Annotated in this window: 16 protein-coding genes; 8 read left to right on the plus strand and 8 right to left on the minus strand. The window is 42.2% G+C overall.

The annotated features are described in order from the left end of the window. Positions 1 to 12: 12 nt before the first annotated feature. Both BUA59_RS00515 and BUA59_RS00520 read right to left on the minus strand, forming a co-directional pair. Complete coding sequence (locus BUA59_RS00515) at positions 13 to 1,731, minus strand: aminotransferase class V-fold PLP-dependent enzyme (RefSeq protein WP_072837780.1); 1,719 nt, start codon at positions 1,729 to 1,731, stop codon at positions 13 to 15. A 47-nt stretch (positions 1,732 to 1,778) separates the two neighbouring features. After that, complete coding sequence (locus BUA59_RS00520) at positions 1,779 to 2,249, minus strand: Lrp/AsnC family transcriptional regulator (protein ID WP_072837781.1); 471 nt, start codon at positions 2,247 to 2,249, stop codon at positions 1,779 to 1,781. A gap of 316 nt (positions 2,250 to 2,565) precedes the next feature. On the opposite strand from BUA59_RS00520, the gene BUA59_RS00525 reads away from it, so the two are divergent. The 3 genes from BUA59_RS00525 (at position 2,566) to BUA59_RS00535 (ending at position 5,498) form a co-directional block, all read left to right on the plus strand. After that, positions 2,566 to 3,432: a delta-class carbonic anhydrase gene (locus tag BUA59_RS00525; protein WP_072837782.1), complete on the plus strand. Its 867-nt coding sequence runs from the start codon at positions 2,566 to 2,568 to the stop codon at positions 3,430 to 3,432. A gap of 182 nt (positions 3,433 to 3,614) precedes the next feature. Continuing rightward, positions 3,615 to 4,826: a zinc metallochaperone GTPase ZigA gene (zigA, locus tag BUA59_RS00530; protein WP_072837783.1), complete on the plus strand. Its 1,212-nt coding sequence runs from the start codon at positions 3,615 to 3,617 to the stop codon at positions 4,824 to 4,826. Positions 4,827 to 5,003: 177 nt separating this feature from the next. Further along, positions 5,004 to 5,498 carry a DUF1993 family protein gene (locus tag BUA59_RS00535; RefSeq protein WP_072837784.1) on the plus strand — a complete coding sequence of 165 codons (495 nt, stop codon included), beginning with the start codon at positions 5,004 to 5,006 and terminating at the stop codon, positions 5,496 to 5,498. Between the two features lie 68 nt (positions 5,499 to 5,566). Here the strand turns inward: BUA59_RS00535 and BUA59_RS00540 are convergent, their stop codons facing one another. The 4 genes from BUA59_RS00540 to BUA59_RS00555 form a co-directional block, all read right to left on the minus strand. Next, positions 5,567 to 8,821, minus strand: a complete 3,255-nt coding sequence (locus BUA59_RS00540) for an efflux RND transporter permease subunit (RefSeq protein ID WP_072837785.1) — start codon at positions 8,819 to 8,821, stop codon at positions 5,567 to 5,569. After that, the gene (locus BUA59_RS00545) at positions 8,818 to 10,008 is read right to left on the minus strand and encodes an efflux RND transporter periplasmic adaptor subunit (RefSeq protein WP_072837786.1); all 1,191 of its coding nucleotides are present in this window, start codon (positions 10,006 to 10,008) and stop codon (positions 8,818 to 8,820) included. The genes BUA59_RS00540 and BUA59_RS00545 overlap by 4 nt, the downstream gene beginning before the upstream one ends. Beyond that, on the minus strand, positions 10,008 to 11,384 hold the full coding sequence (locus tag BUA59_RS00550) for a TolC family protein (RefSeq protein ID WP_072837787.1): 1,377 nt from the start codon (positions 11,382 to 11,384) through the stop codon (positions 10,008 to 10,010). Before BUA59_RS00550 ends, BUA59_RS00545 begins: the two co-directional genes overlap by 1 nt. Positions 11,385 to 11,610: 226 nt before the next feature. Beyond that, the gene (locus tag BUA59_RS00555; protein ID WP_072837788.1) at positions 11,611 to 13,035 is read right to left on the minus strand and encodes an aminotransferase-like domain-containing protein; all 1,425 of its coding nucleotides are present in this window, start codon (positions 13,033 to 13,035) and stop codon (positions 11,611 to 11,613) included. 246 nt (positions 13,036 to 13,281) lie between these two features. On the opposite strand from BUA59_RS00555, the gene BUA59_RS00560 reads away from it, so the two are divergent. The 5 genes from BUA59_RS00560 to BUA59_RS00580 all read left to right on the plus strand — a co-directional run bounded on the left by BUA59_RS00560 (position 13,282) and on the right by BUA59_RS00580 (position 16,173). Next, positions 13,282 to 13,488, plus strand: a complete 207-nt coding sequence (locus tag BUA59_RS00560) for a DUF1127 domain-containing protein (protein WP_072837789.1) — start codon at positions 13,282 to 13,284, stop codon at positions 13,486 to 13,488. Then, positions 13,485 to 14,093, plus strand: coding sequence for a LysE family translocator (locus BUA59_RS00565; protein ID WP_084122051.1), 609 nt, complete (start codon positions 13,485 to 13,487; stop codon positions 14,091 to 14,093). The genes BUA59_RS00560 and BUA59_RS00565 overlap by 4 nt, the downstream gene beginning before the upstream one ends. Positions 14,094 to 14,115: 22 nt before the next feature. Further along, on the plus strand, positions 14,116 to 14,454 hold the full coding sequence (locus tag BUA59_RS00570; RefSeq protein ID WP_072837790.1) for a GIY-YIG nuclease family protein: 339 nt from the start codon (positions 14,116 to 14,118) through the stop codon (positions 14,452 to 14,454). Positions 14,455 to 14,537: 83 nt separating this feature from the next. Continuing rightward, complete coding sequence (locus BUA59_RS00575) at positions 14,538 to 14,918, plus strand: VOC family protein (RefSeq protein WP_072837791.1); 381 nt, start codon at positions 14,538 to 14,540, stop codon at positions 14,916 to 14,918. 130 nt (positions 14,919 to 15,048) lie between these two features. Next, positions 15,049 to 16,173, plus strand: coding sequence for a glycosyltransferase family 4 protein (locus BUA59_RS00580; protein ID WP_072837792.1), 1,125 nt, complete (start codon positions 15,049 to 15,051; stop codon positions 16,171 to 16,173). Between the two features lie 47 nt (positions 16,174 to 16,220). Here BUA59_RS00580 and BUA59_RS00585 read toward each other — a convergent pair whose 3' ends face one another. Together BUA59_RS00585 and BUA59_RS00590 are read right to left on the minus strand one after the other, a co-directional pair. After that, positions 16,221 to 18,176 (minus strand): RecQ family ATP-dependent DNA helicase, encoded by a 1,956-nt coding sequence (locus BUA59_RS00585; protein ID WP_072837793.1) that lies wholly within the window; start codon positions 18,174 to 18,176, stop codon positions 16,221 to 16,223. Next, entirely contained in the window at positions 18,173 to 19,180 is a 1,008-nt protein-coding gene (locus tag BUA59_RS00590; protein WP_072837794.1) for a serine/threonine protein kinase, read from the minus strand. The genes BUA59_RS00585 and BUA59_RS00590 overlap by 4 nt, the downstream gene beginning before the upstream one ends. Positions 19,181 to 19,206 lie beyond the last annotated feature (26 nt).

Raw genomic sequence — 19,206 nt, forward strand, 5'->3', positions numbered from 1 at the left:
TGAATCGTTTAATTAAACAAGATCCTCAGCCAAAACAAAGCGTTTAATGTCGTTAAATTCTTTATTAAAGGGTTGTGGCTGCGCGGTGAATTTACCTGCTAGGCAGTCTTTTATAATCTCTTCAGCACGCGTTAGATAAGTGTTTCTATCTTCTGTTTGACTTGGCTTTGGTTCTGCTTTTGGATGCTGCACTTTTGTTTGCAACAACAATAGTTCATTAAGCGACTTAGCTTTGGTTGATTTACCTTGGAAACGCCATAAATCAGTACCTTGGTCATAAGCGTAATAAGGCAATAGGGTCGTGCCGTGTTTCGCGACGAAATCGATAGCGTCTAAAATAAACATTGCTTCAGCATCGTCTAAGAAATAATTCAAATTGAAGCGAACCCAGCCAGGCTTTACCAGTTTCTCGCCTTTTCGCATTGCTTCTTGAATACGTTCCGATTCAGTTTTGTCGATACCTAAAAGCTGATGGCCATAAGGCCCAGCGCAAGAGCAACCACCTCGAACTTGGATACCAAACACATCATTCAGTACAGCGGTGACAAAACCGTGATGTAAGTAACCAAAGTCGGTTTTAATGCGAAAAGCGGTAATCGACAAACGCGCTGCGTCAGCATGACCTAAGCGTTCAATGTTTGGGTGGTCATGCCAATACTTGTCGATCAATTGCACGAGTTCGTGTTCACGGGCTTCGATCGTTTTATCACCAACGGCTTGTTTAAGCTGAAACACCAAGCCTGCACGAATGGATTCTAGAATTCCCGGTGTGCCGCCTTCTTCGCGACGTTCGCCAATCGGTAAAAATGTGTGATCTTCAGGTGTCACAAAAGACACCGTGCCACCGCCAATAAGGCTAGGTTTTGGGTTAGTTATTATGGCTTTTTTGACGATTAAAATACCTGAAGTACCCGGGCCGCCGATAAATTTATGGGTAGAGAAAAAGATCGCATCTTTGGCAAGAGCTTGGTCAGCACTTGGATTCATATCTAGCGCCACATAAGGCGCGGCCGCGGCAAAATCCCAAAAAGCGAGGGCATTATAGCGATGTAACAAGGTGGTAATTGCATCTTGGTCACACAAAATTCCAGTAACGTTAGATGCAGCGCTGAAACTACCGATGAGGCGTTTATTTTGTTTTGCCTGTAATTGCTCTTCTAAGGAGATTAAACAAACGCCGCCGTCTTTAGATTCTGGGATTCTGATTACTTCAATACCCAGCTCTCGCCAAGGCAATTCGTTAGAGTGGTGTTCATACGGTCCAATGAAAACGCAGATCTCTGATTTGTCAGACTCACTCAATTGACGCAAGCCTAATTGACTAATTAAGGTATTAATCGCGCTGGTGGCACCGCTGCCGCAAAATATCACCAAGTCTTCTGCTGACGCGTTGACGGCGTCTCGAATTTGCTGTCGAGCTTGTTCACGAAAGGCGGTAGTTTGTTGTCCGGTAGCATTGGCTTCAGTATGAGTATTGGCATAAAGCGGCAAGACGTTTTGACGAATAGCGTCTTCGATAAAGTCTAGACTGCGGCCAGAGGCGGTGTAGTCGGCGTAGGTTAAGGTTCTTGCGCCAAAGGGTGTGTTTATTTGTGTGTTCTTGCCGATGATACCGTCGCGAATGTGGGCAAACAGAGCTTCTTCATTCGATAGCGCTTTTGTGCTTTGGTTTTCAGTGCGTAGGTTTGTCTCACTTTGATTTAAAGTGCTTTCTGCGGCAGCAATGGACATGTTTCTTTCCTTATTTGGCTTGCCGCATTAATAAACCTGTTTATCACTCAATCTTTCATACTGGGCAAGGGCAACTGAGTTGTCCACTTGATTTGCTCCATGGCGAAGTTTGAGGTGACGTCGGTTAATGCGGTGGCGCTAATTAATCGTTTATAAAATTTGTCGTACGCTGGAATGTCTTTTACCAGCACACGAAGTAAGTAATCGTATTCTCCTGCCATGCGGTAAAACTCCACCACTTCAGGGAATTCAGCCACAACGCGAGCAAACTCATCGGCCCAATTTGCGTCATGCTGATTGGTTTTAACTTGTACAAAAACCGATACGCCAAGTCCTAGTTTATCTGCGTCTAAAAGCGCGACACGACGTTTAATAAATCCTGCGGTTTCTAGCTTTTGAACTCGTCGCCAGCATGGCGTTTTTGATAAGCCAACTTGCTGAGCCATAGCCTCTGTTGAAATACTATCATCACTTTGAATTAAGGCAAGTAGTTGCAAATCTATCTCATCTAAGTGCATTTTTGTTCTCTTTTTTGTTTATTTTTTAGATTTTAGTTTCTTATTGTCGTGTTTTTTTTCGCTTGCTGCAACTCGGTTCCTTGACCTAGCCAAATGGAGGAATTTCATTTTTCACTTGATGAAAAAAAACGCTCAAAAAGACAGATATTTTTTAAAAAATGAGGATATTAAGTGCTCTAGTGAAAGGGTTTTATAAATATTTTTTATCTGGCGTTCTTCCTTTGGGTTGTCATCATATAATCAAGACTGCCTTATTTGAGTAAGGTGACAGCACATTAATACAAATTTGGACGGTTAAATATTACAGGAGTAATCAATGATATTGCGTAATACAATTCGTTTTGTTGGTTTAAGTTTGCTTTCGAGCGCAGCGTTCGCCGCTAATCAAGTTGCAGTGTCGGATGACGTGATATTAAAGCAGCGTCAAGCACTGCAAGAAAGTACAAAGGGGCAAGGCGTTGGACCGCAATCACCGCGAGACATTGATATAAAGTTTGGTCGTAATATTCAAACCTTTGCACAAGCACCAGTCTCGAGCAATATGAACCTCTGCAATATTCACTTTCATAAAAATGCTGAACATAAAGGCGGTGAGTTTACTAAGTATGCTGGTAACGGCGACGGACAGGGATTTCAAACTGGTTATATCTATTCTGGTCAATTGAGTCAGCAAGAATTAGAGCCAGTGAAGGGAGGTGCTATCTGTAAAAGTAAGCATAGCGAACTATTTCCTGGCGATACTATTGAAGTGCATTACGTGTATTCCACGGCGCATGTTGAACCGGGTCCAACCCTGGGAGCCTGTATTATAAAGGGGGGAGCAAGCCCTCAACTTCGTGTAGAAACTCAAGTTTATGTAGCGGTGAATGATAACACAGCGCTTAACTTCAAGGCTTTGACGGCTCACGATGTTCGTAACGGTCTTTATCAAGCGACACACATTCCTAATAATACAGGCACACCAGTAACTTATGCAGGTTCTACGACAGGCCCCAGTTACAATGAAAAAGCGTCACCGTACCAAGTGACTTGGAATGTCCGCCCTAACGTGGCAAAGGTTGATATTCAATCAGTAGGAGACTGGTGCGATAGTCAAAATATCTACCAAGAAGATCACGCTCATGGTGTAAGAAACCTGATTACCAATCTAGATTTGCTATCAAAGGTTACCGATGCTAATTAAGTAAAAACAGCATGAATTCATGTTCCAGTTACTTTCTAGTTTTCGCATAAGGCCCTCTTTTTAGAGGGCTTTTTCGTTCTTTTGTAAAGCTTATTTTCTTTCTATCAGGTTTTCTTTAAAAAGCGTCTATATCGATTTTATAAAATGTTATATCATAACATTTCATTCTGTAGGAGAGAGTTATGGAAAGTATGCTAGGCAAATTGCCAGTTACGGTTTTATCAGGCTTTTTAGGTGCAGGTAAAACAACGGTTTTAAGCCATATATTGAATAACCGTGATGGTTTAAAAGTTGCGGTGATTGTTAATGATATGAGTGAAATCAATATTGATGCGACGACGATTAAGCAAGAAGTGTCGCTAAATCGCAGCGAAGAAAAGCTCGTCGAAATGAGTAATGGTTGTATCTGCTGCACCTTACGTGAAGATTTGCTTATTGAGGTACGAAAGCTTGCGGAAGACAATTGTTTTGATTATTTAGTGATTGAATCAACCGGTATTTCTGAGCCCTTGCCCGTAGCAGAGACCTTTACTTTTGCGGATGAAGACGGTGTGAGTCTATCTGACATCGCTCGCCTAGATACCATGGTCACTGTCGTGGATGCGGTGAATTTTATGAAGGATTATGACGATGCAATATCCTTGCGAGAAACCGGTGAATCCCTTGGTGAAGAAGATGAGCGTAGCGTGGCGGATTTATTGATTGATCAAGTTGAGTTTGCCGACATCATCTTGATCAGTAAAACCGATTTGGTGAATGAAGCGGAATTACGACAATTAGAATCCATCCTTCGTAGCTTTAATACTGAAGCGGAGATTATCCCAATTCATCAAGGCAAAATAGAGCCTAAACGATTGTTGGGAACCGGCAAGTTTAGCTTTGAGCGAGCACAACAAGCAGCTGGCTGGTTAAAAGAAATGCGTGGAGAGCATGTGCCAGAAACGGAAGAATATGGAATTGGGAGCTTTTCCTATTTAGCGCGACGACCTTTTCATCCGCAGCGTTTTTTTGATTTCCTTCATAATACTGAGGCGTTTGGGAAATTGCTGCGCTCGAAAGGCTATTTTTGGTTAGCGACTCGTCCAGAGTTTGCTGGTCAATGGAGTCAGGCGGGCGGTATTGCGCATCATGGTTTTGCAGGCATGTTTTGGAAAGCGGTACCTAAGGATAAATGGCCACAAGATCCAGAATATCTTGAATCAATAGCAGATCAATGGGTAGAGCCTTTCGGCGACATGCGTCAGGAGTTGGTGTTTATCGGCCAAAATCTGAAAAAAGAGGCTGTGATAGAAGCGTTGGATGCTTGCTTGTTAAGCGATCAAGAATTGCTGGCAGGAAAAGCAGTATGGGCCACATTGCCCGATCCATTTCCTGAATGGCAAGAGGTTGCTTAAGCTTACTCTTGCTCTGTTGCTTTTCCCCCAATGCTTGGTTAAAACTCTGAGTACTTTGATGGATTATAACGCTCACTAAGCTTGTATTAGGAAGTTATTTTAATCTTGTATCTGTTCAAATTTTTTTTATATTTGCAGTATTATGCGAATATAAAACTCTATCTGGGCTGGAGAAATATGGATATTGATTTAAAGGCATTACTCACACATTACCTTCGTCAACTTGATAATATGTTGGAACAAATTCCAGAGGAAAGCTTTTCAGCTTCGCTGTCAGATAACATGTTTTCTCTTGCGGGTAATGCTCGGATAGCGGCTAATTTTGCTTTGCGTGGATATTGCCCGCTTGTTGGTGTTAAAACGGTTTCTTTTGATCTAGGGAGCGATGATCAAAACGCAGTACGGGAACAAATTTCCGCTACTTTAGATTATCTTGAAGGGCTACCTGCAGTAGAGACCTTGAATAAAGATGTGTTGCTTAGTGAGAAGGCGGGATTTACTGAACTGAACCTGCCACAACCTGAGTTTTTACATCATTATATAATGCCTAATTTTTTCTTTCATATCAGTATGGTTTACGCCATTGCGAAATCGGTTGGTGTCGACTTAGGGAAGGCAGATTTTGATGGTTATCACAGCTATCCAGTCGGTTTTAGTTGGTTAAAGCCTTAAAGGAATCAAATGAACTGAACTAAACTGTAGCCTCTTTTGTTTTTCAAAAGAGGCTAAATTGACTCTAATTACTTCTGTTCTCCTTCGTTAATTGGTTCTAGCACTTCCACAGTTTTATTTTTTAATCTATTCATTAATAAATGAATGTCTTCTTTTATCATCAGTAAAACAGGGATCAAAATTAATGTTATCACTGTGGCAAACATGATGCCGTAGGCGAGGGACACGGCCGCAGGAATGAGCATTTGTGCTTGTCTTGAGGTTTCCCAAAGAATCGGAATTAAGCCAGCAAAAGTGGTGAAAGACGTCAGCAATACCGCACGCAAGCGGCTGCGGCAAGCGAGACTGATGGCTTTTTTGACGTGGCTGGTTTCATGACGAAGGTCGTTGAAGCGAGACACGAGCAACAGACTGTCATTTACCACAACACCGCTGAGCGCAAGTATGCCGTTCAGAGAGAAAATCCCCAACGCTAAATTGTTCATCCAATGACCAAGCAATGCACCAATGATTCCGAATGGAATCGCCATCATGATGATAAGCGGCTGCGAGTAAGATTTTAGAGGTATCGCCAAAAGTCCATAAATGATCAAGAGAGCGATGAGGAACATCTCCGACATAGATGACTGAGTTTTTTCTCTTTGTTCTGCTTCCCCAGAGAAATAGATCGAAACTCCGGCAAACTGACGCTTCATCTGTGGTACGACGGCTTTTTGTAAATATTCGACGACTTCTGTTGATGACATGGCGTCTTTATCAACTTCGGCAGACAGATACAAAGAGCGTTTGCCATCAATGCGAATAATACGAGTCTCTGCATCTTCTTGAGACAGCGTAGCAACAGTTGAAAGTGGTACGCGGGTACCGTCGTCTAAAACGATTTTGGTATTCATTACGGCGGCTGGTGATTCTTTTTGTTCGCTTGGATAGCCTAAGCGTACTTCGACTTCCGAGTTGTCTCGCTGGTATTTTTGTACTACCTGACCATCAAAATTACGGGCGACTTGAGTGGCTAAATTGCTGGTGGATAATCCTAATAGTCGACCCTGATCGGTTAGTTTTAGGGTGAGTCGAGACTCGGTAGGCTCATTGTTTTGCTCTATTCCTGTCACCGCTGGTAGTGTGGCTAATTGCTTTAATAGTTCTTCCATTGCACCGTTAAGAACACTTGTGTCATTACCGCGCAGTTCAACTCTTAACGCGTCAACTGTTTCACGAGCACTACGAATTCGTAGGTTTTTTACACCTTCTGGCATGCCTGAAAGTTGCTGCCATTTGCTAGCAAATTGCGCTGAGGTATAAGGTCTATTCTCGTCTAGCTCTATGCGTATGTTGCCAGATTGATCATCACTTGCCGTGACTTGGATGTTTTTGATGGCGACATCGCCTTTCGGTTTAGGAGCTTCTTTAGGTTTTGCCGAGTCTTTTGGTTTTTTGTCTGATTGCTCCGCGCTGTTAACTGGTGGACGTCGGTGTTCGCCGCCATCGGTGCGTAATGCGATGTCGGCTTGATACGCTTTTTGCTCTAACTCAAATAAAACTTTGTTGGTTTGTCCGTAGCTGACGTCGTTGTACATGGTGAGTGTGCCACGCACTGTATCTCCTGGAATTTGAGGGAAAAAACTCATCCGGATAGCGCCTGTAAATGGCATGGAAATAACCAGTACAAAAATAGCGATGAAAAACAAGCAAACAGCGTACCTATGATTAAGCGCTAGATCTATTGTCGGGCGGTAGATACGCTCGCTGAACCACTGCAAACCAAAATCTGCACCTTGTTGAACCATAGCCCATGCTTTAGATATTGGATTGGTGCGAGTCGATTTTTGTGTATTTATGTGGGCAAGGTGAGCTGGTAGGATAATTTTAGATTCGATTACCGATAGAATTAAGCAAATAGCCACGACAGTAGCAAATTGAGAATACAGTTGCCCTAAACGCCCTTCAATATTTGATAGAGCCCAGAATGCTGCGACAGTAGTGAAAACGCCAAATAGTGTCGGAATGGCGACTAACATAGTGCCTTTTATCGTATTACCGATGGTGTCGCCTTCTTTTGACCTGACAGTATAGACGCTCTCACCAACCACAACGGCATCATCAACCACAATCCCTAAGGCCATGATAAAACCAAAGGTTGTAAACATGTTCAATGTCAGGCCGATGCTTTCCGTACCCATGAAAAATAAAGTGCCAAAGAAAATAAACGGCAACCCCATGGCTACCCAAAATGCCACAGTGACGTTCAAGAATATCGCTAGCAAGATAAAGACGAGTAATACGCCTGTAATGGCGTTTCCTATCATCAATTCTAAGCGTTGATTAATCGATTCACTACGATCATACCAAGTGCCGAGTTCGACATTAGCTGGTAAGCGTCCGCTGTCCTGCCAATCTTGAATGACAGCTTTTGCTCCGATCACGGAGTTGGAAATATCGCTGGTGCCTGTAGTTAGAACTTGAATGCCTAAACTATTTTGGCGATTAAAACGCGATAAAACATAATCATCTTCGTCAAATGTGTCGCGTATGTTAGCGATATCGCCCAGTAGAACTTTCCCTCCAGATAGGTTGGAAATAACGGGAATTCGAGCAAACTCACTTTTTATGTAGGCTTGCTCAGATGCGCTGATGGTTAAGTAAATGTTTTCGTCCCGCAACGTCGCGACTTGAGCTGGAGATGATTCGGCATTGATTGCAGTGGCAATATCGGACAAAGTGAGCCCGTAAGCTTCAAGTTTGTTTTTATCAATGTCGATCATAATGGTTGGGTCTAGCCAACCAGATACTGAAGTCGCACTGATGTTTTCGTTTGCCAATAAATCAGATTCTAATTCATCAGTAAGCTTTTGTAGGGTACGTCGATCTGCATCACCATAGAGTTGAATCCAAATTGAGTGTTCTTCGCGAGTGGCTTTAGATACGACTGGCGGATCGGCTTCATCAGGAAAAGAAGAAATCTGATCAACCTTATCTTTGACATCGTTTAGGAGCGTATCTATGTCATAACCATCCAGCATTTCGACAGTGGTGCTGGTTGATTTTGCGGTTGATGAAGTTGTAATGGTCTTGATGCCAGAGACACCTTGTAAGGCTTCCTCTAAAGGAATGGCAATACCTTCTTCGTTTTCTTTGGCTGAGCCGCTGTCATTGCTAACAGAAATAGCCACGCGGTTAGGCGTTAGGCTTGGAAAGGCCTCTTTATTCAGCGAGCCCATGTTCAAAACGCCTAAGCTGATAACCAGAATTAGCAATAAATTCGCGGCAACTGGATTATTGGCAAACCATGGAATAATGCCTTTCGGCTGATCAGTCGGGCTCATGGTTTCACGCTCTTATCATCTGATGTCGAGGTATTTAATGACTTAACAAGAGTGCCTTTTAAATAACTGTTATAAGGTTGTACAAGCACTTGATAGGGTTTGTTTAGCATGGATGTTGGCACCTGAATATAAACGTATTGAGAGTCAACAAAACGAGGAGTGGTTTCAAAGGCAGCTAGCCGACTATCTTGATCTATGTACCAGATTTCGCTCTTTTGGCTTAAGGCCGTATTAGGTAGTTTCCAAAGGTTGTCGAGGCGCTTGCCTTGAATCGACACTTCGACAAAAGCTCCCGGGATTAACGCTGGAGTCTGATCGAGTGGGCGGTCTAAGCTAACCAACAAGCTGCGCATGCGAGTCGTTTCGTCGATGTGTTGGTTGACACTTAAAATTTTACCTTGCCAAGAGTCATTGTTATCAATGCTTGAGATTAATGCTGGCCAGTTGTCTTTTAGTAGCGTTTTAGTATCGGGGAGCTTTAGCCAATCACTGTTGGATAAATCGATTTTAATTTCGGCTCGATCGACGCTGTATAGTATGCCGATCTCGCTTCCTGCACTTAGATATGAGCCAAGTGAAACATTACGAGTGACTATTAAAGCGTCAAAAGGTGAGGTTAGTTGGGTATGCTTTAATCTGGTTGTTGCGTTGCTTAGTTCAGCCTTAGCAGCTTCAACATCAGCTTTAGCTGCTGCTAATTGTGGCTCTCGTAATACTAGGTCTGAATCTGGATCACCTTTAAATCCAGCGGCTGCCCATTCTGCTCTAGCTTGCTCACCTTGGCGAGCTTCCTCTTTGAGCGCAAGCTCTGCGGTTGCTAGAGTGTTTTTGGCACTGGCTACTGCACTGTTTAGTTCGCTGTTTTGTAATTGGCCTAAAAGATGACCTTTCTTGATGACTTGGCCAGACTCAAATTGATTTGAAATGCTAATAACTTCGCCGCTTACTTGGCTTGTCATTGTCAGAGAATACCTTGGCTTAACTACACCTGATGCCTTAATAGTGGCCGCATAGCTACCAGTGTTGGCGGTGATTGTTGATAATTCTAGTGCTTGCGCTGGCGTCTCAGGGCGCGGTGTTTGCAATCGATTTTGCTGTGTTTCAATAGCATGGATAACATAAAAGTAGACACCTGCTATTGCAGCACCAGCCAATAATAAGGTGATCCATTGTGAAAGATATTTCATTAAGGTTTTACTCCAAGCCCGAGTGCGAGCCCCAAATCAACTCTGTTTGATAGGTGCTGATAAATTAAATTGTCCAATTGTGCTTCTAGGTCAAAAGCAGTGGTTTGCGCATTGATTAAGTCATTCAGTTCGACCAAACCTGTGCGGTATTTTTTCTCGTATTGAGTGAGGTTCTTTTTGGCGCTAAAAAGTGCTTCATTAATGTGGCGGACTTGCTGTGATAGGACGCGTTCTTGCCCCAAGGTATTTTCTACTTCGTTGACGGCTGTGAGTAGGGTGTCACGGTAATCTTGATAGGCTTGAGCGGTTTTGAGTTTGGCGATTTCTGCAGCGGCTTTTAGTTTCCCACCTTGATAGAGTGGCTGAGTTATTTGTGCTAGCAAAGACCAAATAGGCGAACCAAACAAAGCCGCTCTTGGCGATGCTGCTGTTTCGCTTAGTGTTGCGCTTAGGCTGATGCTGGGAAGCATGTCTTTATAGGCTACAGAGGTATTTAAATCGGCGGCTTCAATAGTCAAATACGCAGCTTTTAAATCCGGTCTGCGTTGTAAGTTTTGTTGTGGTAGGTCGCTTAATGTAAGGCTGACATTGGGGTAGTTTTGGTTGGTAATGAAACTCAAACTATCTGTTTTGCCTAAGTAAAGTTGCAGGTTGCGTATTTCAATAGCTAGGTTTTCTTTGTATTCCACTAGGTCAGCTTTAGATTGAGAAGTGGAAGTACGAGATTCGTCTAGTTCTTCTAAGTTGCCAAGTCCATTTTTAAAACGTTTTAGAATTAATTGCTCGTTTGCTTCTAACAGTTTTAGGCGTTTCTGCTCAATATCAATGGCATGTTGTTTCGCAGTAATAGCCAGCCAAGTTTTAACTACATTAGCAACTAAGGTGTCACGGCTGGCTTGATATAAGGCCTCGTCACTGGCAAGCGTTTTGGCCGAAGCTTGTTCTGCTTGAGCGAGTTTTTGCCATAAATCGGCCTCCCAACTAATGCTTAAACTGGCTTTGTAGTCGGTATTGCTGCCTTCTGATTTGTTACCAGAAAAGCCTGCTTCGACGCTAGGTAGAGAATCGCCCTGTTGGCTTTTTAAACTCCATAAACTGGCTTGTAGAGTCAGCTGCGTTTTTTGCAAACTAGGATTCGCTTCTAGAGCTTGGGTAATTAGGCTATTTAGTTGTTCATCTTGTATCAAATCTGTTAAATAGCTTGCAGGAACGACGTTGTCCATTGTTTGCCATTGGGAAGTTTTAGTTTTGCTCGTCGAATCTAGTTCTTGTTGCGCTAATTCAGCGTAGTCTTTGCGTTTCTCTGTATTACTACAGGCCGCTAATACCAGGCTGAGGCAGAGCAACCCTATATTTAAAAAAGGCCGGTTGAGCATTTAATATGTCCTAGTAAAAGAGCTGAATCAGTAACGTTTTTTTACACGCTATATTTTTAATATAAGAAAAGTAAGTCTTTGGATTATTACGTTTTTGGATCAAGGCTTTAAGTGTATTTGCGTTTCTTTACAGTTTACCTATCTAGCTGAGAGCAATTACAGATAAAGCAATTACTTATTAGACTGCTTTATCTGTATCTTTTACGTCATGATAAGATTATTTGGTTCACCCTGCTTTTGCCCGTTGTTCGAAATTTTGCAAAATCATTGCTAAGGTTTTGATTGCCCACTCGCGCCTTTCCATACTTTGCTCACTGAAGTTAAGTCTAAAGCAATTACGATACTTGCCCGTTGCAGAAAAAAGCGGGCCGGGTGCAAAGCCTACGCCTTCTTCGCGGCAGCGTTCAATCAGCTTCATGCTGTCAATACTGGGGTGAAGCTCTACCCATAAGATAAAACTACCGACAGGGTAGCTAACTCTAGTATCGCTGGGTAAATAGTTTTTTATCACGCTAAGTAAATGGTCTCGCTGTTGCTCGTAGTCTTGTCTCATTTTTCGGATGTGCTTAGCGTAGCCTCCTAAGCGAATAAACTTCGCAATGGCAAGCTGGGGAAGAACTGGACACATAGAACTACTTACGTACTTGATGTGAGTAACTTTGTCTCGATAACGCCCCGGTGCAATCCAGCCAACCCGCATGCCAGGCGCAATGGTTTTGGAAAATGATGAACACAGCAGAACTCTGCCATCTTCATCAAAGGATTTGATGGTTTTAGGACGTGGGAATTGATACGAGATATCACCGTAGATGTCGTCTTCTATTATGGCAATATCATAGCTTTGCGCGAGTCGATAGAGCTGCTCTTTTTTGTCTTCTGGCATGGTGTAACCCAGCGGGTTATTGCATGTTGGTGTGACAAAAATCGCCTTAATTGGCCATTGGTCTAACGCTAACTCTAATGCCTCTAAACTGATACCAGTTTCGGGATGGGTTGGAATTTCCATCGCTTTAAGGTTCGCCGCTTTGATCGCTTGCATGGAGCCGTAGAAACTTGGAGACTCGATGGCAATAATATCGCCAGGTTCTGTCACCGCTCGTAAGCAAACAGATAGCGCTTCTTGGCAACCTGAGGTAACGACTAAATCGTCTGGGTGTAACTGGCAACCGGACGCTACGGCTAGACGACAAAGTTGTGTGCGTAATTCTTCCGTACCACGAATGTCAGCGTAACCTAATCCTAATTCTGGTTTTTGTTTGGTAAGATCTGACAAAGTTTTGAGTAAAGGCTTCAAGGTTGTCGCTTTCATATCTGGCATAGCGTGCTGCAACTGTACGCCTTTGTTACCACTGCGATTCATCAACATATTGAGCACTTCTTCCCATTGGGAAACTTCCAAAGGGCGCTGTGGTGGTCTTGAAATGCTGGGCAGATTGTCCTTTTTGCGTGAGCAAACAAAGTAGCCTGATTTTGGTCGAGCTTCTACCAGTAGCTCTTGCTCAAGTTGCCTATAAGCTTCTTGTACAGTTGAAATGCTGACACCATGTTCTTGGGCTAATTGGCGTACAGAAGGCAGCTTGTCGCCAGACTTATAAAAGTCATGTTGTATGTGTTCACGTAAGCGGTTGGCAAGTTTTTGATAAAGTGTCATAGCATCTCTCTTAAAGCCTTCTTGGTATCTGTATTGATTATAAAGTGTATATTTGCCATTTATGACCATACAGATTTAGGTTTATTCGGCCATACAGTGCAAAAAAACCTCTCACTGTATGTTTAATAAAGTGATTTTTTGAATCTGTATCGTATTCCTGTCTTCTCTTAAAGTAGTTACTCATACACATAGTGCTTGTTAAGCCCTAATTAGTGCAGTTTACAAGTAGTCTAAAAGGAGAGGGTTATGTTAGTTGTCAGCTTATTTGTTTGTATTCAACAAAGTATAGAGCGTTTTCAAACGCGTAAGAAATTGGCATCTCTAACTTCTCAGCAGATGATTGACATAGGCATGACAAAAGAACGCCATCAGGCTGAGTTGTCACAAGCGACTATTGTTGGACTTATGCGAGATGTAATATTCCTTATTAAAAATAAAGGGCAGATGTCATGATAGATGTATCTTTTTTCTTAGCGCTTGCCATGTTCGCTTTTGTAACTTCCGTGACACCGGGCCCGAATAACATTATGTTATTGGCGTCAGGGGCGCAGTTTGGTTTTCGTCGAACCTTACCGCATATGCTAGGGATTGTACTTGGTGTCGCAAGTTTGTTGTTGTCTACTTTAATGGGGCTAGGTGCGTTGTTTACCTGGTATCCGCCTCTATACAACGTTTTAAAATGGGTTGGTTGTGCCTACTTACTTTGGTTAGCATGGAAAATTGGCAGTGCTCCAGTGGGAAAATTAGAAACTAAAAAAGCGCCATCTTCACCAATGAATTGGTGGCAGGCTTTGCTTTTTCAGTACGTTAATCCAAAAGCTTGGATGATGGCGATTGGTTGTGTCAGCTCGTTCGCAATTGCTGGAGATTTATATGTTCAGTCTGGTTTTTGGATGATCGTATTGTTTGCTGCGATGGGATTTCCTGCTATTTCTATTTGGGCATGGGCTGGAGTGAGTATTCGACGTTGGTTAACTGATCAAAAACGCCAACGAATCTTTAATTTTTGTATGGGGATTGCCACAGCCTCTACATTATTACTGATTATTGGTAATTAAACGCCCGGAAGAGGAGCGACAAGTGACAGGTAAACAGGAAGAGCAAAGTATTTCGAAGGATCACGAGTGGAGTCTTTATATGATAAAGACTCGCTTGAATACGCTTTATACTGGTATTAGTACCGATGTTGATCGACGCTTTAAAGAGCATTCCGGCGTGAGTAAGCGAGGTGCTCGCTATCTGAAGGGTAAAGGACCGCTTGAATTAGTATGGCATCAATCTGTTGGTTCAAAGAGTGACGCCTTAGTATTGGAGTATAAAGTAAAAAAATTGAATCGACGCCAAAAACTGAGCCTCATAGAAGGCGGAATAGACTTAACGGCATTAAGCCAATCATCTCGAAAAGAGACTAGCCTCTAATAGATAATATAAGCTTGTCTTTCCTGTCGATCATTCGTAGCATGTCATATATTTTGTGATGCTTGCTCTGGGAGGCAGGAGCTATGATAAGTCATTTTGACCACATTGTTTTGACCGTGGCAAATATCGACAAAGCCGTGTCTTTTTACGAAACCGTGTTGAAAATGGAGCCGATTTCCTTTGCAAATGGGCGTAAAGCCCTGCGTTTTGGCCAACAAAAGATCAACCTCCAATTGTTGGGTCAAGAACTGCGAAATCATGCAATGGAAGGATCTGGCGATTTATGCCTGATTACCAACTGGACCATTGACGAAGTTGTCACTCATTTGAAAGCTTGTAAGGTTGCTATCCTAGAAGGCCCAGTGACGAAATCTGGCGCATTAGGGCCAATCCAATCTGTCTATTTTAATGATCCAGATAATAATCTAATAGAAGTCAGTGTTTATTCAGAAATCACAGAGTAACAGTTTAATAAAACTATTTAAGAGTCAGTAAGGCAGGCACTATTTTTTGTTAAGACGCCGCTTTTTTTAGTACTTCTTGTTATCATGAATTTTTTACTTTTTATCTATTGAAGGGACTCCCAGCAAGACTATGAAAACTGTATTAATAGCGAAACAGAATCTTGAGAAAACCTATTCAGGCGCTTGTCGTAGTGTTCATGAAGAGATCAAGTATTTTTCTTCAGTTGGGTGTGAAGTACATACTATTTCTGAAAATGCCAATGTAGAAGATATAAACAAAAGCGGAGGCATTTCGCATAAATCAAAGCGATTTTTCTGGCAAAAAAAATTCAAGCGTAGAATTCAATTTAGTAATGAAACTTTAAAGCTAGCCAAAAAAATCAAAGCGGATTTGCTTATAGGTCATGGGGATTTACAGCATCCAGATGTTCATTTTATTCATAACTGCGTACATTTAGCAGCAGAAAAAATTCATAATAAGCCACTATCTAAAAATGATGAAATGTATTTAACCCATACGCCTATTTTTCAAAATCATCAGTTTAAGCATATTGTGGCGAACTCTTATTTGACAAAAAATGAGCTAATTGCACGTTTCTCTGTGCCTGAAAAAGATATATCGGTTATTTATCCCGCCATAGATGAAAGCCAGTTTAAGATTTTGTCTAACGAGGTTAAGGCTAGAATTCGAAAAGACCTAGATGTAAAAGAAGATGAGCTTTTAGTTGGTTTGGTTACCTCAGGTAATTTTAAAAAACGTGGTATTGACCGTTTTTTTGAAGCCATTAGTCTCTTGCCAGAAGAGATAGCTAACAAAACTCACTTTGTTTTCGTCGGAAAAGATCAATTGACTCAAGAGTTTCAGGCGATTTTAGACCGTTCTCCCTACAAAAATAGAGTGCGCCAACTTCCTATTATTAATAATGTCGAAGAATATTTTAATGCTCTAGACATCTTTGTTTTACCGGCGAGAATAGAAGAATTCGGGCGCGTTGTTGCTGAAGCTATGGCTTGTGGCGCACCTGTGATTACGACCAAATGGGTTGGTGCAAGTGAACTTATGAAAAATGAATCGGCTGGCTTTATCTACGATGGAGAAAGTAATCAAGTATTAGCTAATCTAATGGATGCTTTGCTAAGTGATAAGGCGCTGCGTGACCGAGTATCTTTGGAAAACCAAGAGTCTGCTAAAGATGTGTATGAATCTGCATTAGATGAGAAATTTAATGCTGTTTTTAATGCTTATCTTCGTTGAATTTTAAGACATAGTGCATTCATAGAATGCACTATGTCTTTTCTAGTTTATAAGTCTTGTATCGCTTTTAGAACTGACAAATAACTTTTTTCTTCATACGCACCAAACCCGCTAAGTTGGCGGGCTTTTATTTTTGTGAAAATGGGTTGTGTTAAACCCGTTAAGAAGCGCGTAATCAATATCGCTGTGACTTGAGTCGCTGGGCTTTTGTTTCCAACATGTTGAGCGAATTCTCGAGCGTACTCTGCTAAATTATCCTGCCACGTCACATCACTATCTATGTCTGCTTGCTGTGAAAAGACCAGAACCTTTCCTCGACAAACCGAGCAGTGACCACAATGTTCTGGTGAATTCTGATCACCAAAATATCGTGCTAAATTATTATTTAAGCAGTGATCCAATTGGAAGAAGCGTATCATGGTGGCGATTCGTGCAACTTCAGCACTTTGTTTTTCTTCTACATATTGATGCAATTGGTTTGCTAATGTCTGATGGTGAAAATGCTCGCTATGGACTTGATACACTTCAGTCAGGCCTTTGCTTTCTAGCGTCAGAACATTGTGATCCGCTGCGAATTCCAAGACTTGTAATACGTCGCCTCGTGATAAGCCCGCTTCGTTAAATAGCTTATCAAAATCAGGTGTGCCCCAGATTTTCTTGTATTGGATGCCTTTTAGAATTGCATGGTAGGCAGCTTGCCACTCGGTTGGGATTTGATTGGCAAAAGCGATTCTATCGCCTTCCCATTTAATTTTGATATCCGCGTAAAAACTGTATTTTGGCGTGAGCGCACCGAATAATTCGAGCTGCACCAATAAGGTTTTGAGCGGTAAAGAGCGAATGTTGGTGAGATTGGACAATCCGTATAGCTGTGTTTCCCATTCGCTTTCGACTGTTCCTTCACTGATGCAGCGCAGTAAATTATCTATATCCTGAGGTTCTGGCGTATCACCATAAACAAAGTTTTCTAAGGTGCTTAAACCTTCCAAACTGGCGAGCATTACACATCGGCTCGGTTGGTTATCTCGCCCCGCACGGCCAATTTCTTGGCTATAGTTTTCGATTGATTTGGGTAAATCAAAATGCACGACTAAACGAATATCAGATTTATCGATTCCCATGCCAAACGCAATGGTCGCAACGATAATACGTGTTTTACTATTCATAAAGTTGGCTTGAATAGCGCTGCGAATATCACTATTCAAGCCTGCATGGTAGGCGACAGCTGAGTAGCCATCGGCTTGTAGAGCGCGAGCGACATCTTCGGCCGTTTTCTGCTGAGTAACATAAACGATACTCGCGCCTTGGATTTCATTGAAAATATTTTTTAAGACGTTTAGCTTTTGATGGCTTTGTACGGGTATAAGATCAATATCTAAGTTGTGTCGGTAAAAGCCAGTTTGCACTATATGTTCAGGGTATATGGCAAACTTTTGCGCCATGTCTCTTTGCACTCTGCGTGTCGCCGTGGCAGTTAACAGTAAGACTAATGGAATGGCCAACTCTTGTTGATAAGAGGGTAGTTTTAGATAGTCCGGACGGAAGTTATGACCCCATTCTGAAATACAGTGAGCTTCGTCGACTACTAACATAGAAATCGGAACGCGCTTGATAAAACGACGAAAACGCTCATTTTTAAAGCGTTCAACCGAGATCATTAAAATCTTAATAGCGCCACTCTGTACTCCAGACATAACAGCTTGGCTTTCATCTTTGCTTTGACTTGAATCTAAGCAAGCAGCGGGAATGCCTTTTGCGGTTAAAAACGCTAATTGATCATGCATCAAGGCAATCAATGGTGAGATCACCAACGTCAAATTAGGGAGTTGAGTGGCGGTGAATTGGTAACACAATGATTTACCAGAACCCGTTGGGAAAACCGCGAGCGATGAGTATCCAGTCAGAAGCTGTTCAATAGTTTGCTTTTGACCTTCACGGAACTCGTTGAAACCGAACAAAGAATGAAGAGAGTGTTCTAATGGTGCTGTATTTGAAGGCATCATCGTGAAATTTGTCCCCATTCTAATTCGCAGTTTTTTAGCTCGTTTAAGTGATTTATCCAGTAGTCTTCACTGCCAAACCAAGCAAAAGCTTTGGTAAAAGCAGGGTCATGCCAACGGCTTTGTAGCCATGCAGTGTAACTAATGACACGCACACATTTAAAAACATCGACTAAATCCAATTCACGAGTTTCAAAAGGCAAATAGGTCTCGTAACCTTCAATGATTTCGCTTAATTGTTGTCTTGGATTTTCTGTTTGAGTAATGTGTAACCATAAATCTTGAACGGCAACACCATTCTGGCAATCATCAAAATCTAATAAATGAAATTGACCGTCGTGCAACATCAAATTACTACGGTGACTGTCACCATGAATCGGTCGAAGCTGCCTTGGCCAATAGCTCTTAATGCTGGCCTCGCACATATCTCGCAGCGTAGCGATTTGTCTTATATAAATAGGCTTGAGCTTTTCAGGCAGCTGTAATTCTTCTGCTAGTTCTGATTGTCCAAATAAAGTACGCCCCGTCAAAATCTGATTAGCTGCATCATCCATTTGTGATAAAGGAGAGACACTGATGCGCTCTTTAAAGGGAGTTGTCGATAGAGTTTTGTGAAGCTGACCGATGAGTTCGCCAATTTGATAAAGCTGATCAAGGTTGTCTGCTTCAGGGTGTTGCCCAACTAGACGTGGAGACAAGCAAAAATACATGTCGTTATGACGAAGCAAACTCTCATCACTAAATTCCAATGGGGCAACAACAGGAACGCCTGCGGCTTTGAGCTTTAATAATGTTTGGTGCTCTTCTCGAATCTGCGCTTCGTTCCAGCGTTCTGGGCGGTAAAATTTTGCAATGACAGGTGATGCCTCTTCAATACCAATCTGATAGACCCGATTCTCGTAACTATTTAAAGGGTAAATACGAGAATCGCTCCACAAACCGGTTGACTCTACGGCATCTAAAATGACATCTGGAATAAGGGACGAAAAGGAATGAGTAGCCGTCATAAAGGATGCTCTGATATTAAAAGATA

Source organism: Marinomonas polaris DSM 16579 (genome assembly GCF_900129155.1).
GTDB lineage: Bacteria > Pseudomonadota > Gammaproteobacteria > Pseudomonadales > Marinomonadaceae > Marinomonas > Marinomonas polaris.

Bases quoted from the DNA above. Each gene is read 5' to 3' on its own strand.
- BUA59_RS00515 (WP_072837780.1), bottom strand. From the start codon at position 1,731: ATGTCCATTGCTGCCGCAGAAAGCACTTTAAATCAAAGTGAGACAAAC.
- BUA59_RS00520 (WP_072837781.1), bottom strand. From the start codon at position 2,249: ATGCACTTAGATGAGATAGATTTGCAACTACTTGCCTTAATTCAAAGT.
- BUA59_RS00525 (WP_072837782.1), top strand. From the start codon at position 2,566: ATGATATTGCGTAATACAATTCGTTTTGTTGGTTTAAGTTTGCTTTCG.
- zigA (WP_072837783.1), top strand. From the start codon at position 3,615: ATGGAAAGTATGCTAGGCAAATTGCCAGTTACGGTTTTATCAGGCTTT.
- BUA59_RS00535 (WP_072837784.1), top strand. From the start codon at position 5,004: ATGGATATTGATTTAAAGGCATTACTCACACATTACCTTCGTCAACTT.
- BUA59_RS00540 (WP_072837785.1), bottom strand. From the start codon at position 8,821: ATGAGCCCGACTGATCAGCCGAAAGGCATTATTCCATGGTTTGCCAAT.
- BUA59_RS00545 (WP_072837786.1), bottom strand. From the start codon at position 10,008: ATGAAATATCTTTCACAATGGATCACCTTATTATTGGCTGGTGCTGCA.
- BUA59_RS00550 (WP_072837787.1), bottom strand. From the start codon at position 11,384: ATGCTCAACCGGCCTTTTTTAAATATAGGGTTGCTCTGCCTCAGCCTG.
- BUA59_RS00555 (WP_072837788.1), bottom strand. From the start codon at position 13,035: ATGACACTTTATCAAAAACTTGCCAACCGCTTACGTGAACACATACAA.
- BUA59_RS00560 (WP_072837789.1), top strand. From the start codon at position 13,282: ATGTTAGTTGTCAGCTTATTTGTTTGTATTCAACAAAGTATAGAGCGT.
- BUA59_RS00565 (WP_084122051.1), top strand. From the start codon at position 13,485: ATGATAGATGTATCTTTTTTCTTAGCGCTTGCCATGTTCGCTTTTGTA.
- BUA59_RS00575 (WP_072837791.1), top strand. From the start codon at position 14,538: ATGATAAGTCATTTTGACCACATTGTTTTGACCGTGGCAAATATCGAC.
- BUA59_RS00580 (WP_072837792.1), top strand. From the start codon at position 15,049: ATGAAAACTGTATTAATAGCGAAACAGAATCTTGAGAAAACCTATTCA.
- BUA59_RS00585 (WP_072837793.1), bottom strand. From the start codon at position 18,176: ATGATGCCTTCAAATACAGCACCATTAGAACACTCTCTTCATTCTTTG.
- BUA59_RS00590 (WP_072837794.1), bottom strand. From the start codon at position 19,180: ATGACGGCTACTCATTCCTTTTCGTCCCTTATTCCAGATGTCATTTTA.